We start from the raw sequence: 14,336 nt of genomic DNA on the forward strand, positions 1-14,336 counted from the left end.
AGGCGGCCCCACCGCGATGCCAGCACGCCGAAGGCGGCCCCACCACCCGACCAGCACGCCGCAGGCGGCCCCACCGCAATACCGGCTCGCCGCAGGCGGCCCCACCGCGATGCCAGCACGCCGAAGGCGGCCCCACCACCCGACCAGCACGCCGCAGGCGGCCCCACCGCGATACCAGCCCGCCGCAGGCGGCCCCATCACCAGGCCAGCACGCCGAAGGCGGCCCCGCAGTGCGGACGGCTCGCCGGAGGCGGCGCTGAAGCGGCGCGCGCGCTGGGTGAGTCGGTCGGCTCGCCGCTTGCGGCCCCATCGGGAACGTGGGCAGCGCCGGTGTTGCACGGGCAGGGCAGAGGGCTCGACCCGGAATCGCGTGCCAGCGATTCAGGGCAGTCCGACGCGGCCCGCTCTGCGGAACGCCCCCACCTGCAAGAGCCGACCGCGAGTCGTCTAGCGGCTGCGCCGCTAGACGACTGATAAGGACTGCCGGGCGATCTCGAGCTCCTCGTTGGTGGGGATGACGAGGACGGCGACGCGGGAGTCGTCGGTGGAGATGCGGCGGGGGCCGCGGTCGCGGGCGGTGTTGCGCTCGGGGTCGAGCTCGATGCCGAGGCCCTCGAGGCCGCGGAGGGCGCCGGCGCGGACGGCGGGGACGTTCTCGCCGACTCCGGCGGTGAAGACGATCGCGTCCACGCGGCCGAGCTGGGCGTAGTAGGCGCCGACGTAGTGGCGGAGGCGGTGGTAGTAGACCTCGAGGGCGGCGGTCGCGGTCTCGTCGCCCGCCTCGGCCGCCTCCTGCACGTCGCGCATGTCGCCGCGGCCGGAGAGGCCGAGGAGTCCGCTGCGGCGGTTGAGGACGGTGTCGAGCTCGTCGGTGGAGAGGCCGGCCTTGCGGGCGAGGTGGAAGACGACGGCCGGGTCGAGGTCGCCGGAGCGGGTGCCCATCACGAGGCCCTCGAGCGGCGTCATGCCCATCGAGGTCTCGACGGAGGCGCCGCCGTCGATCGCGCAGGCGGAGGCGCCGTTGCCGAGGTGCAGGACGATCGTCTTGAGGTCGGAGCGGCGGCGGCCGAGGAACGCGGCGGCCGCCTCGGAGACGAACTTGTGCGAGGTGCCGTGGAAGCCGTAGCGGCGGATGCGGTGCTTGTCGGCGAGGTCGGCGGGGATCGCGTAGGTGGAGGCCGCCGCGGGGATGGTGTGGTGGAAGGCCGTGTCGAAGACCGCGACGTGCGGGACGCCCGGGAACGCCTTCTGCGCGGCCTCGATGCCCTCGAGGTTGGCGGGGTTGTGCAGCGGCGCGAGGTCGCTGAGGTCCTCGATGTTGATCTTGACCAGGTCGGTGACGACCGTCGGCTCGTAGAAGCGCTTGCCGCCGTGGACGACGCGGTGGCCGACGGCGATCGGCGGGAACTCGTCGAGGCTCGGGCCGTGCTCGGCGAAGGCGCGGATCATCGCGTCGAAGCCGGCCGTGTGGTCCGGGATCGGCGTCTCGAACTCGACCGTGTCGCCGTCGTGGCTGTGCCGGGTGCGGCCGGTCTCCTCGCCGATGCGCTCGACGAGGCCGCTGGCGAGCGTCTCCTCCGTCGTCATCTCGATGAGCTGGTACTTGAAGGACGACGAGCCGCTGTTGACGACGAGGACGACGGACACGGTGGGACTCCTGGGGGTTCGGGGTCGGGAGGGGGCGCTCGGGCGGGTGGCCGTCAGCGCACGACGGGGATGGCGGAGGTGGGCGGGACGATCGCCTGGGTCGCCGCCTGGATGGCGGTGATCGCGACGGTGTTGACGATGTCCTGCACCAAGGCGCCGCGGGAGAGGTCGTTGACCGGCTTCCGCAGGCCCTGAAGGACCGGGCCGATCGCCACGGCGCCGGCCGAGCGCTGCACGGCCTTGTAGGTGTTGTTGCCCGTGTTGAGGTCCGGGAAGATGAACACCGTCGCGCGGCCGGCGACCTGCGAGCCGGGCATCTTCGAGGCGGCGACGGCCGCGTCCGCCGCGGCGTCGTACTGGATCGGGCCCTCGACGAGCAGGTCGGGGCGGCGCTCGCGCACGAGCGCGGTCGCCGCGCGGACCTTCTCGACGTCGGCGCCCGCTCCGCTCTCGCCGGTGGAGTAGGAGAGCATCGCGATCCTCGGGTCGATGCCGAACTGCTGCGCCGTCTCGGCGGAGGAGATGGCGATGTCGGCCAGCTGCGCCTCGGTCGGATCGGGGTTCACGGCGCAGTCGCCGTAGACGAGGACGCGGTCGGCCAGCGCCATCAGGAACACGCTCGAGACGACGGAGACGCCGGGGCTCGTCTTGATGATCTCGAAGCCGGGGCGGATGGTGTGCGCGGTGGTGTGCGCCGCTCCCGAGACCATGCCGTCGGCCAGGCCGAGCTGGACCATCATCGTGCCGAAGTAGGAGACGTCGGTGACGGTGTCGTAGGCGTGGTCGAAGGTGATGCCCTTGTGCGCGCGGATGCGGGCGTACTCCTCGGCGAAGCGGTTGCGGTGCTCCGGGTCGAGGACGCTGAGGACGCGGGCGCCGTCGATGTCCAGGCCCAGGCTCGCGGCGCGGGAGCGGACCTCGACCTCCTCGCCGAGGATCGTCAGGCGGGCGATGCCGCGCTTCAGCACGGTCGCGGCCGCGCGGAGGATGCGGTCGTCGCCGCCCTCGGGCAGCACGATGTGCCGGTCGGCGATGCGGGCGCGCTCGATCAGCCCGTACTCGAACATCAGCGGCGTGACGACCTCGGAGCGGCCGACGTCCAGCAGCGTCAGCAGCTCGACCGGGTCGATCGCCTCCTCGAACAGGGCGAGGGAGGTGTCGCGCTTGCGCGGCGAGTCGGCGGCGAGGCGGCCGCGCGCGGCGGTCACCCGCACGGCGGTGTCGTAGGTGCCGAGCTCGGTCATCACGATCGGCAGGCGGTTGTCGACGCCCTCGATCAGGCGGACGATCGGCTCCTGCAGCTCGAATCCGCCGTTGAGGATGATCGCGGACACCGTCGGGAAGTTGCCCGAGGCGTGCGCCATGATCACGGCCAGGACGACCTCGGGGCGGTCGCCCGGGACGATGACGACGCCACCCTCCATCAGGCGGGGCAGCACGTTGACCATCGACATGCCGGCGACGACCACGCCGAGGGCCTCGCGGCCGAGCAGCTCCGGGTCGCCCGCGACGAACACGCCGTCGACCGCGTCGATGATGCGCGAGACGCTCGGAGCGACGAGGGACGGGTCCTCGTGGATCGCCCAGACCGGGGCGCCGGCGGGCAGCGCCTCGCGGATGGCGGCGACGGCCTGCTCCGAGGTGGCGGGGTCGGCGCGGTTGGCGATGACGCCGATGAGGCTGGCGTGCGCGGTGCGCAGCTCGACGGCGGCGAGCTCGGTGATCTGGCGCATCTCGTCGGGGGTGCGCGCGGGGGCCTGGCCGAGCTGCTCCCGCCGGGACGGGTCGCGGCCGGTGAGGACGAGGAGGACCGGGGCGCCGAGGTTCGCGGCGATGCGGGCGTTGTAGCCGAGTTCGGTCGGGCTGCCGACATCGGTGTAGTCGGAGCCGAGGATGACGACGGTGTCGCACTGCGCCTCGACCGCCTTGTAGCGCTCGACGATGCGGGAGAGGGCGGCCTCGCCGTCGGCGTGGACGTCCTCGTAGGTGACGCCGACGCAGTCGTCGTAGGCGAGACCCGACTCGGAGTGGCCGAGCAGCATCTCGAGCACGTAGTCGCGCTCGGAGGTGGAGCGGGCGATCGGGCGGAAGACGCCGACCCGCTGCACCTGGCTGCTGAGCAGATCGAGGACGCCGAGGGCGACCGTGGACTTGCCCGAATGACCTTCGGCGGACGAGATGTAGATGCTCTGAACCATCGGCGCAAGCCTAGCGACGGGGGCGCTCCGCAGGCTGGGCGGGTGCCCGGGATGGGAGAGCGTGCAGCAGCGGCGTGCTGTGGAGGAGAGGCGGGCCGGGAGCGGGACCCGTTAAAGAGGAAAGACCCCCCGCGCACCCGCCAGAGCCCGGTTACCCTTGCTGCGTTTCCGCCCTGGGGGAGTTGGCCTGGATGGCGCCACGCGGGGAGCCGGGAGACAGTCTAACCGACGCCGGCGGCCTGCGGGCACGGCCCTCGCGGGCGGTGGTCACCGGAGGGCGCCGACACCGGCTAGTATCGATGAGTCGCGGCCACGGTCGCGCCAGGAGGATTCGCCTAGTGGCCTATGGCGCACGCTTGGAAAGCGTGTTGGGTGCAAGCCCTCGGGGGTTCGAATCCCCCATCCTCCGCCGAACGGCGCCGCACGCTCTCGCCAGCTGCGGCGCCGTTCTCTGTTTCCGGGCGCCGAGTCTCCGGGCGCTGAGCGCCCCGTCGAGTCGCCCGAGAAGGCTCGTTCCCGGGCCGGAGAACGAGCCTTCTCGGGCGACTCGGGGCGCGGGTCAGCGCGTGAGGCGCAGGAGCCACTCGTCGAGGAGGGCGGACTCGGCGGTGGTCAGGCCCGCGACGCCGGGCAGCGCGGTGCGCAGGGCGACGGCGTGGGCGGCGAAGGCGCGGGCCGCGGGGTCGGTCGGGCCCGCCTCCGCCGTGGTGATCGCGGCGAGGACGGCCTCGCGGGAGCGTGCGGAGAGCTCGTCGTCGGGGCCCGCCGCGAGGGTGAGAGTGCAGCCGAGCGCGGCGGACTGGATCAGGCGCGCGGCGTGCTCGACCTCGACGGTGAGCCGGCCGGCCTCGGCGACGGCGCGGACGTGCGCGACGAGCACGCCGCGGGCGAGGCGGGCCGCCTCCGACTCCTCCCCCGGGCGCCCGGTGAACATCAGGGCGTAGAGGTGCGGCTCGGCGAGGCCGAAGGCGATGTGGTGGTCCCAGGCGGCGCGCAGGGCGTCGACGGGATCGGCGGGGGCGTCGACGGCGTCGAACTCCGCCTGGGCGGAGGCGAACCCGGCGGCGGCGACGGAGTCGAGCAGTCCGCGGAGGTCGCCGAAGGTGCGGTAGATGGTGGGCGCCTGGACGCCGGCGGCCGAGCTGATCGCGCGGGTCGAGACGGCGTCGCGGCCGCCCTCCGCGAGCAGTGCGGCCGTGGCGCTGAGGATGCGGTCGCGGGTCGTCGGGCTCTCGGTCACGAGTAACGACGCTAACACGCGGGCGTTAGCGCCCATGCCCGCGGGGGTCCTGATCGCGTCGATCTCGATACGCCCGCTGCGCGGCCTACTCGATCAGCATGGGGCCCGCCGCGCGGGCGGCCGGGGTCGGCATGGGCGGCGCGCCGCTCCATGCTGGTCGAGTAGGCGCCCGCAGGGCGACGTATCGAGACCCACCGAAGCATGCACGCCGGATCTCGATACGCCCGCGCAGCGGGCTACTCGATCAGCATGGACGGCCCGCGCAGCAGCGCGACCGGCCGGCGGGTGCTGACGTCGCCGTCAGCATCCACGGGCCGCGGGTGCTGACGGGGTGAGCTGCAAGGCGGAGGAGGGAGCGATACCGGCGGTATCGCGACCGACGACAACGCCGCAGATCGCCCCGTCAGCGCCCGCGGCTCAGCGGCCGCGGCGGGCGGTGCCGAAGATGCCGCGGACGACCTCGCGCAACAAGGTCTTCCCGACCGAGGAGCCGAGGACCTCCTCGACGACGGTCGTGTCGCGGCGGGTGGAGCGGGTGCGGGAGGTCGGGGCGGTGCGGCGGCGGGAGCGCTCGGCGGCCTCGTCGGCGCGGCGCTCGGCGGTGGCGCGGTCCTTCTCCCGGCGGGCGGCGTCCCGGGCGTCGTCCTTGGCGCGGCGGGCGTCGGCGGCGGCCTGCTCCTTCGCGCGGCGGGCGTCCTCCTCCGCCTGCTCCTCGGCGGCGAGGCGCGCCTCCTCGGCGTCGGCGGCCGCGTCGAGGCGCCGGGTGAGGATCTCGCGCGCGGAGTCGCGGTCGAGCGGGGTGCCGTAGCGCGCGAGCAGCGGGGAGCGCTGGACGCTCGCCTCCCGCTCGGCCTCGGGCGTGGGCGCCATCGAGCCGCGCGGCGCCCGGAGCCGGGTCCACGCGACCGGAGTCGGCGCGCCGCGCTCGTTCATCACCGTGACGATCGCCTCGCCGATGGGGAGCGCCTGCAGCACCTCGCCGAGGTCGTAATCGCTCTCGGGGTAGGTCGAGACCGTGGCGCGCAGGGCCTTCGCGTCGTCGGGGGTGTGCGCGCGCAGCTGGTGCTGGATCCGCGAGCCGAGCTGGGCGAGGACGTCGCCCGGCACGTCCTTCGGGGTCTGCGTGACGAAGACGATGCCGACGCCCTTCGAGCGGATCAGGCGGACCGTCTGGGTGATCGCGGCGAGGAAGTCCTTCGACGCGTCCCGGAAGAGCAGGTGCGCCTCGTCGAAGAAGAAGACGAGCTTCGGCCGGTCGAGGTCGCCGACCTCGGGGAGGTCGTTGAAGAGATCGGCGAGCAGCCACATCAGGAACGTCGAGAAGAGCGCGGGCCGGTCCGCGACTCCAGGGACCTCGAGCAGGCTGACCACGCCGCGGCCGTCGGGCGCGAGGCGGAGGAACTCCGCGGTGTCGATCTCGGGCTCGCCGAAGAAGACGTCGGCGCCCTGGTCGGCGAAGGCGATCAGCTCGCGCAGGATGACGCCGGCGGTGGCCTTGGAGAGCCCGCCGAGCTCGGCCAGCTCGGCCTTCCCCTCGTCGCCGACGAGGTAGGTGAGCACGGCGCGCAGGTCGGAGAGGTCGACGAGGGGCAGCCCCGCGCTCTCGGCGTAGTGGAAGACGAGGCCGAGGCTCGACTCCTGGGTGTGGTTGAGGCCGAGGACCTTGGCGAGCAGCAGGGCGCCGAAGCCGGTGACCGTCGCGCGGACCGGCACTCCGGTGCCGATGCCGCCGAGCGCGAAGTACTCGGCGGGCGCGGCCTCCGGAGTCCAGTCCTGGCCGATGGTGCGGGTGCGGGCGAGCAGCTTCTCGTCGGGGGTGCCGGGGGTCGCGAGTCCGGAGAGGTCGCCCTTGATGTCGGCGGCGAAGACGGGGACGCCGTGCGCGGAGAGCTGCTCGGCGAGGACCTGGAGCGTCTTGGTCTTGCCGGTTCCGGTCGCGCCGACGACGAGGCCGTGGCGGTTGAGCATCCCGAGCGGGATGCGGACGGGGACGTCGGCTCGCGCGTCGCCGTTGACGAGCGCGCCGATCTCGAGGGCGGGGCCGGCGAAGGCGTAGCCGGTGCGGACGGCGTCGACGGCGGACTCGGGGAGCGGGCCGGGGGCGGGCGGAGTGCTGGAGAGGCGCGCGGTGTCGGGCGCGGGCGCGGCGTCGGGCACCACGGCGTCCCCCGCGGACGTCTCCCCCGGCAGGCCGTCGACGAGGCTCACGTCGGCGACCACGGCGCTCGCCTCCTCCGGACCGGAGACCGCCTCGAGGGCCGCGGCGGCGGCCTCGGCTCGGGCCAGCGCCTCCGCGGCCTCGGCCTGCAGTCGTCGGGCGGCCTCGAGGGCCGTGCGTGCCTCGTCCCTCGCCGAGGCGAGCCCGTCGTCGTTGCTCATGGGCTCAGCCTAGGCTCGGCGAACCGCTCGCCGGGGCCCGGCCCCGCTCAGTCCTCGCGGACGTGCCACGGCTGGCCGTAGCCGCCCTCGTCGAGCGGCCGCGCCATCAGCTCGAGGAACGGCTCGGCGTCGAACGCCTCCGGGCCGAGCACCCCCGCCCCGGACCACGCGCCGGTGGCGAGCAGCTCGAGCGCGATCACCGGGTTGAGCGCGGTCTGCCAGACGACGCACTGGGTGCCGTACTCCGCCATCGTCCACTCGTTGTCGCTGACGTGGTAGAGGTACACCTCGCGGCGCTCGCCGTCCTTCGACCCCGACACCCAGAGGCCCGCGCAGGTCTTGCCGGTCATCCGCGGCCCGATGCTCGCCGGGTCGGGCAGGCCCGCGGCGACCACGTCGCGAGGGGCCACGAGCACGGGGCCGTCGGCCGAGCGGACCCGGACGGGCTCGGTGCGATCGAGCCCGAGCAGGTTGAGGGTGCGCAGGACGCCGATGAACTCGGCGCCGAGGCCGTACTTGAAGGTCACCCGCTTCGCGTCGAGCCAGCGCGGCATCAGCAGCACCTCCTCGTGCTCGACGTTGACGCACTCGACCGGGCCGATCCCCTCGGGGAACTCGAACACCTCCGGCTCGGAGAACGGCGGCGTCGTGAACCAGCCGCGGTCCTTCTCGTAGATCACCGGCGGATTCAGGCACTCCTCGATCGTCGTCCAGATCGAGAACGACGGCGCGAAGATCTCGGCGCCGGACTCGTCGCGGACGACGAGGTTCGCGCCGTCGCGGACGCCCAGCTCGTCGATCTCGTCGAAGAGGTGGTCGGCGGCGTAGCGGGCGAAGACGTCGGAGAGCCCGGGCTCGACGCCCATCCCGACCACGGCGAGGCGGCCGGCGGACTCCCACTCGGGGGCGGCGGCGAACTGCTCGTCGCCGAGCTTGAGACCCGTCTTCGCGTGCGGCTCCTCGGGGTGCGGCCGGGAGAGGCTCATCGCCATATCGAGGTAGTCGGCGCCGGCGGCGAGGGCGCCCGCGAAGATCGTCGGGACGAAGGACGGCTCGACCGCGTTCATCACGTGGGTCGCGCGGTGCGCGCGGGCGACGGTCTCGACGTTCTCGGCGTCGGAGGCGTCGATGCGCGCCGCGACGAAGCGGTTCTCGACGCCGTCGGCACCGTGGCGCGCGAGGATCCAGGCGACGGTGCGCTCGGCGCGAGCCAGGTCGTAGTCGCAGACGATGATCTGCTCGAAGAAGGTGCGGCGGGCGGCGATCTTCGCGAAGGCGTCGCCGACGCCGCCGGCGCCGACCAGGAGGATTCTCATGGAGTCACCGTAGCGACGGATTCCCTCGCGCTTCAAGGCTCGGACCGCGGGAATCGTGGGACCGGGTGGATCCGGGCGACGGAATCCGTCACTCCTGGCCCGTCTCGGCCGCGATCTCGAGGAGGCGGAGGAAGCGCGAGAGCCGCTCGAGCGCGGCCATCGAGGTGGGCGGCGACGCGGCGAGGGCCGGCGAGTGCACGAGGAACGCGGCCCACTTGGCCCGCGAGATCGCCACGTTCAGCCGGTTGGGCAGCAGCAGGAACTCGAGCCCGCGCGGGACGTCCGCGCCGGAGGACGCGGCGAGCGAGACGATCGCGACGACCGCCTCCCGGCCCTGGAAGAGGTCGACCGTGCCGACGAGGGTCTCCTCGAGACCTGCGGCGTCGAGCGCCTCGCGCAGGAGGGCGCCCTGCGCGTTGTACGGGGCGACGACGATGACGTCGGCGGCCGTGAGCGCGCGCTCACCGTGCTCGTCGGTCCAGGAGCGGCCGACCGTCGAGAGGGCGATCTCGACCACGCGGCGCGCCTCGTCGGGCGAGGAGGTCGTGTCGCCGGCGTGAACGACCGGCACGGCGTGCAGCCCGGGGGCGACGCCCTCGAGCCGGCGCTCCTCGGGGGCGCGCGAGGAGAGGGCGCCCTCGTAGGAGAGCTCGGACACGGCCGCGGCGAGCGCCGGGTGCATCCGGTGGGTCTGCGCGAGGAAGTAGCCGTAGGCGGGCGGCAGGACGTCGTGGCCGTCGGCCAGCCAGCCGAGCGCCGACTCGTCGACCGGCTCGGGGTGCGAGCCCTGGCTGACCTGCGGGAGCTGCTGCGGGTCGCCGAGGAGCAGCACGCGCTGCGCGGCGATCGCGGAGGCGATGGTGGGCGCGAGCGAGAACTGGCCGGCCTCGTCGATCACCAGCAGGTCGAGCGAGCGGCGCGGGACGCTGCCCGCGTTCGCGAACGTCCAGGCGGTGCCGCCGACGACGCAGCCGCCGCTCTCGGCGAGCGCGGCGAGGGCGGCGCCGTTCTTCACCGGCGTCCACGCGGCGGCGGCGAGCGCGTCCGCGGAGGTGCCGGCCTTGGGCACCTTCGCCACCCGGGCGCGGTCCACGCCCTTGGCGACGACGGCGGTCAGGACGTTCTCGACGACGGAGTGGGACTGCCCGACGACGCCGATGCGCCAGCCGTGCTCGGTCACCAGGCGCGCGATGACGTGCGAGCCGACGTAGGTCTTGCCGGTCCCGGGCGGGCCCTGGACGGCGAGCGTGGCGCGCTCGAGGCCGAGCAGCGTCTCGACGACCGCGCCGATCACGTCGTCGCCCCGCACGGGCGCGACGACGGCCGGCGGCACGCGCCGGAGCACGTCGAGGGCGGGGTCGGGCAGCAGCGCCGGCAGGGCGTCGAGTACCTGGCCGCCCCACTCCGCGATGGCCTCGGGCTGCGGGGCGGCACGCGGCGGCGGGGCGGGTGCGAGAGCGATCGGGACGTCGTCGTGCGGGTCCTCCCCCGCGCGCAGGCCCTCCTTCAGCAGCAGCACGATGCGCTCGCCGTCGTCGGAGGCGGCGAGGATCTCGGCGCGATCGGAGGCGCCGCGCATCCCCGGGCCGGGTGAGGGGGCGCCGGGTGGGGCCGGGGAGTCGTAGACGAGGAACGGCTTCGCGCCGATGCTCAGCCGACTGCCCGGGGCGAGGCGACCGAGCATCCGCAGCTCGCGCGAGAGGGTGCGCGCCCGCGCCGGCGTCGACCAGTCGCGGACGACCTCGACCCGCTCGACGACCACGACGTCGCGCGCATCGGCCCAGTCGTCGAGCGGCTGGCGCAGTCGGTCGAAGTGCTCCTGCCAGAAGGTCTTCGCCTCGCGGCGGTGGTAGTCGATCGCCGCGCCGGCCAGGGCGAGCGCCGTCTGGTCGGGCGTGCGCTCCCGCGGCTCGACGCCCTCGACGGCGGCGAGGAGGGCGACCGCGACGGGGTCGGGCTCGCGCGGCACCGGGAGGTCGACCTCGACGAGCGGGAGCGGCTCCTCCTCGCGGGCGGGGACGAGCGAGCGCAGCCAGTCGCGCAGGCGGAGGGTGGAGCGGCAGTCGTAGGCGTTGTACTCGCCGATCTCGGCGAGCCGGCGCCGGCCCTCGAGCCGGTCGGCCGCGGCCGTCGCGGACCCGCGGCCGGCGGGCTCGAGCAGTGCCCGGGCCGCCACGTACTCGCTGATGCTGTCGGCCGCGTTCGTCACTCCCTCGACGTCGCGCGCCTCCTCGCCCATGTAGAGCGGCTCGAGCTTCTTGATGGAGTAGCTGCGCGAGCCGACCCGCAGCGCCCGGCGGACCACCGGGTACAGGTCGACGAGCACGCCGTCGCGCAGGAGCGCGTCGACCTCCTCCTCCCCCGTGCCGTGCCGCTGCGCCAGCGAGAGCAGGTGCGTGCGCTCGTAGGAGGCGTAGTGGTAGACGTGCATCCGCGGGAAGCGGGCGCGCCGCTCCCGCAGGAGCGCGAGGAAGTCGACGAGGGCGCGGCGCTCCTCCGCGAGGTCGTGCGCCCAGAACGCGGTGAAGACCTCGTCCCGGTCGACCATGCCGAAGAGGTAGTCGAGGCCCCAGAGCCCGTCCTCCGCGTGCAGCGGGTCGCCCTCGAAGTCGAAGAAGAGGTCGCCCTCGTCCGGAGCGGGCAGGGCGCTCAGCACCGAGGCGTCGACGACCTCGACGACGGGGACGTGGTCGGCCGAGGCCTCGGTGGCGAGCTGGAGCCGGGCCTGGGCGCGCAGCGTCTCGAGGGCGCCGGCGCTCAGGCCGGGGACCGCGCCCTCGCTCGCGGCGAGCGCGTCGAGGGTGGTGATGCCGGCGCTCGCCAGCTTGCCCCGCTGGTCGAGGCGCATCCCCGCGACGAGGATCGGGTCGCGGTGCGCCTGCACCTCGGGGGCGCAGAGCCCGCAGCGGCCGCAGGCGGTGACGCGCGGGTCGCCCCAGGCCACGGGCTCGCTCGCGGCGAGGTGCTCCTCGAGCACCGCGCGCAGGCGGGCCCGCTGGACGCGCTGGACGGGGGCGATCATCGCGAGGTCGTGGCTGGTGGTCGTGCCGTCGCCGAGGACCAGGTGGACCTTCTCGCCGACGCGGATCCCCCGGGCCGCCATCTGCTCGGCGTAGGCGGCGAGCTGCAGCAGGGCGGGGATCTTCGCGTGCCGGGCGAGCTTGGTGTCGTAGACCTCGTAGGCGCCGTCGGGGGTGCGGAGGAGGAAGTCGGAGAAGCCGATGAAGGTGCCGTCGTAGAAGGTGGCCTGGTAGAGCACGTCGGCGCCCGCCCGCATCGCCTCGACGGCCGCGTCGGCGGCCCGCGCGTAGTCGGCGCGGTCGGGCCGCTCGAACTCGACGACGTCGTCGTGCGTGCGCTTCAGCTCGGCGAGGTAGGCGATCTCGTGCGCGTCGCCGAGGCGCGCGGTGCGCTGGAGCATCGCGTCCTCCTCGACGACGACGCGGGGCGCGCGGCCGAGCGCGGCGTCGAGCCGGCGGAGCACCGCCCACTCGCAGGCCGCCCAGGAGGAGAGATCGGTCGGGCTCGTGACGATGCGGCCGTCCTCGAGATACACGCGGCTCCCTCCCCGGCCACCGGGCGGCGACCGCCTCCAGGGTAGGGCGACCCTCCGACACCGGCGCGTGGGAGGCTGGGCGGGTGACCAGGGCGCGCTTCGAGATCATCCCGTCGGACGGCATCGGCGAGGAGGCGGAGCGCGCGTTCCCGGATCCGTCCGCGGTGACGCTCACCGTGACGAGCCTGCCGAAGCACGGCACCGGGCGGACGATCGACGCCGCCGTGGCGCTGGCCGATCGCGGCTTCCGGGTCGTGCCGCACCTGGCGGCGCGGAACGTCGACGGGCGCGACGCGCTGGAGCGGGCGCTCGGGCGGATGCGGGACGCGGGGATCGATCAGGCGTTCGTCGTCTCGGGCGACGCGAAGAGCGCGTCCGGCAGCTACTCGACGTCGCTCGAGCTGATCCGCGACGCGCTCGAGCTGCGGCCCGAGCTCGCGATCGACATCGCCGGCTACCCGGAGGGGCATCCGCACCTCTCGGCCGAGAGCATCGAGAAGCACCTGCGCGAGCGGGCCCCGTACATCCGCGGGATCGTCACGCAGATGTGCTTCGACGTGGACGCGGTCGTCCGCTACGCCGACGGACTGCGGGACGCGGGGATCGACGCGGAGCTGTGGGCGGGCGTCCCGGGGCCGGTCGAGCGGGCGAAGCTGCTGACGCTCGGGGCGCGGATCGGCGTGGGATCCTCGCTCGGCTTCCTCAAGCGGAGCTCGTCGGTCGCGGGCGGGCTGCTGCGCGGCCGCCGCTTCGATCCGACCGCGTTCGTCGCCCGGCTCGAGGCCGCCGCGGGCGACCGCCTCGCGGGCCTTCACGTCTACACCTTCAACGAGCTCTCGGGCCTGCGCGACTTCTGACCCCCCTCGCGAGATGCCACTTGTGAGCGCCTGACACGGCGTGTCGCGCTCACAAGTGGCATCTCGCGGGATGCGGGGGGCCGGGTCAGCGGGAGGTGCGGATCCAGATGGGCGGGTGCGGGAGCTCGGACTCGGTGCGGAGGCGGCCGGCCAGCGGGGCCCAGACGATCAGGGCGACGGCGAGGCCGAGGAGGAGGCCGCCGATGGTGTCGCTGAGCCAGTGCGCGCCGAGGTAGGTGCGGCTGGCCATCATCGCGACGGAGTAGAGGAAGCCGGCGATCCAGACCCAGAGCAGCGGGAAGACGAGGGCGAGCACCATCGCGGTGGTCGAGGCGTTCGCGGTATGGCCGGACGGGAACGAGCCGTAGTCGCTGGTGACGAGCATGTCCTCGGGGCGGGCGCGGCCGACCAGCTCCTTGACGAGCTGGGTGAGGCCGACGCTCGCGAGTGCCGCGATCGCGTAGTAGAGCGCGGCCCAGCGGCGGCGGAAGACGAGGAGCACGATGATGATGGCGACGGGGATGATCGCGGTGCCGACGATCCCGGCGCCGACGGTGTTCATGATCAGGGCCGGGACGTCCCAGACGCTGGAGCGGTGCTCGACGATCTCGTCCATCCACTCGACGTCGAACGAGAACGCGGAGGTCGGGCGGAAGGCGATGATCACGGCGAGGACGATCGTGACGACCAGGGCGATCGAGGCGGAGATCAGCGGCCAGCGGCGCGAGACGTGGCGGGCGGCCTCCGTCGTCAGGACCTTGGAGACGACGTCGTCGGAGGGCGGGCGCTGGTGGAGCCGCTCGCGCTGCACCGCGTCGGGCTGGGCGACGCCGGGCTCGGTCTTCAGGGGGTCGCTGCGAGGGTCCATCCGGACATGATGCCGTCACCGGGCGTTCGGGCGCGGGGGCTTGCGGCGGGTCGCGGCGTCCGGCACCTCCGGCTCGCGAGAACGAGTCGGGCACGTCGAAACCGCTCGATCCCACGAGCCGAAGCCGATTCCACGAGCCGAAGGTGCTCAGCAGAGACCTCCGGCTCGCAGAAACGCGTCCGGCACGTCGAAACCGCTCGATCCCACGAGCCGGAGTCGATTCCACGAGCCGGAGGTGTCGAGCCTCAACTCCGGCTCGCGGAAACGCGTCGGGC

8 protein-coding genes, 1 tRNA gene and 1 other RNA gene are annotated in these 14,336 nt (G+C 74.0%); 2 read left to right on the forward strand and 8 right to left on the reverse strand.

Going from position 1 to position 14,336, the window contains the following annotated elements; genetic code table 11:
* Nucleotides 1–462: 462 nt before the first annotated feature.
* The 3 genes from HQQ82_RS17075 to ffs all read right to left on the reverse strand — a co-directional run bounded on the left by HQQ82_RS17075 (nucleotide 463) and on the right by ffs (nucleotide 4,059).
* A complete protein-coding gene (locus HQQ82_RS17075) occupies nucleotides 463–1,647 on the reverse strand; it encodes an acetate kinase (RefSeq protein ID WP_173235243.1) in 1,185 nt (394 codons plus the stop codon).
* Nucleotides 1,648–1,700: 53 nt separating this feature from the next.
* Nucleotides 1,701–3,845 (reverse strand): phosphate acetyltransferase, encoded by a 2,145-nt coding sequence (gene pta, locus HQQ82_RS17080; protein ID WP_173235244.1) that lies wholly within the window; start codon nucleotides 3,843–3,845, stop codon nucleotides 1,701–1,703.
* 117 nt (nucleotides 3,846–3,962) lie between these two features.
* An RNA gene (gene ffs / locus HQQ82_RS17085) (signal recognition particle sRNA small type) lies at nucleotides 3,963–4,059 on the reverse strand.
* Between the two features lie 110 nt (nucleotides 4,060–4,169).
* Between ffs and HQQ82_RS17090 the strand changes: the two genes are divergently transcribed.
* Nucleotides 4,170–4,254, forward strand: a tRNA-Ser gene (locus HQQ82_RS17090).
* Nucleotides 4,255–4,404: 150 nt separating this feature from the next.
* Here HQQ82_RS17090 and HQQ82_RS17095 read toward each other — a convergent pair.
* From HQQ82_RS17095 to HQQ82_RS17110, 4 genes are all read right to left on the reverse strand, one after another.
* Complete coding sequence (locus HQQ82_RS17095) at nucleotides 4,405–5,085, reverse strand: TetR/AcrR family transcriptional regulator (protein ID WP_216848686.1); 681 nt, start codon at nucleotides 5,083–5,085, stop codon at nucleotides 4,405–4,407.
* Between the two features lie 417 nt (nucleotides 5,086–5,502).
* Entirely contained in the window at nucleotides 5,503–7,464 is a 1,962-nt protein-coding gene (locus HQQ82_RS17100) for a helicase HerA-like domain-containing protein (RefSeq protein ID WP_173235246.1), read from the reverse strand.
* A gap of 47 nt (nucleotides 7,465–7,511) precedes the next feature.
* A complete protein-coding gene (locus HQQ82_RS17105) occupies nucleotides 7,512–8,780 on the reverse strand; it encodes a saccharopine dehydrogenase family protein (RefSeq protein WP_173235247.1) in 1,269 nt (422 codons plus the stop codon).
* An 88-nt stretch (nucleotides 8,781–8,868) separates the two neighbouring features.
* Nucleotides 8,869–12,336, reverse strand: coding sequence for a bifunctional RecB family nuclease/DEAD/DEAH box helicase (locus HQQ82_RS17110; RefSeq protein ID WP_173235248.1), 3,468 nt, complete (start codon nucleotides 12,334–12,336; stop codon nucleotides 8,869–8,871).
* 83 nt (nucleotides 12,337–12,419) lie between these two features.
* Here HQQ82_RS17110 and HQQ82_RS17115 point away from each other — a divergent pair, with 83 nt between their 5' ends.
* On the forward strand, nucleotides 12,420–13,193 hold the full coding sequence (locus HQQ82_RS17115) for a methylenetetrahydrofolate reductase (protein ID WP_173235249.1): 774 nt from the start codon (nucleotides 12,420–12,422) through the stop codon (nucleotides 13,191–13,193).
* Nucleotides 13,194–13,278: 85 nt separating this feature from the next.
* Here HQQ82_RS17115 and HQQ82_RS17120 read toward each other — a convergent pair whose 3' ends face one another.
* Nucleotides 13,279–14,061, reverse strand: coding sequence for a phosphatase PAP2 family protein (locus HQQ82_RS17120; protein WP_173235250.1), 783 nt, complete (start codon nucleotides 14,059–14,061; stop codon nucleotides 13,279–13,281).
* Nucleotides 14,062–14,336: the final 275 nt, after the last annotated feature.

It is taken from the genome of Rathayibacter sp. VKM Ac-2856, from assembly GCF_013205055.1.
Taxonomy (GTDB): domain Bacteria; phylum Actinomycetota; class Actinomycetes; order Actinomycetales; family Microbacteriaceae; genus Rathayibacter.

Excerpts from the sequence above, each read along its gene's own strand:
- HQQ82_RS17105 (WP_173235247.1), bottom strand. The coding sequence starts at position 8,780 with ATGAGAATCCTCCTGGTCGGCGCCGGCGGCGTCGGCGACGCCTTCGCG.
- pta (WP_173235244.1), bottom strand. The coding sequence starts at position 3,845 with ATGGTTCAGAGCATCTACATCTCGTCCGCCGAAGGTCATTCGGGCAAG.
- HQQ82_RS17120 (WP_173235250.1), bottom strand. The coding sequence starts at position 14,061 with ATGGACCCTCGCAGCGACCCCCTGAAGACCGAGCCCGGCGTCGCCCAG.
- HQQ82_RS17100 (WP_173235246.1), bottom strand. The coding sequence starts at position 7,464 with ATGAGCAACGACGACGGGCTCGCCTCGGCGAGGGACGAGGCACGCACG.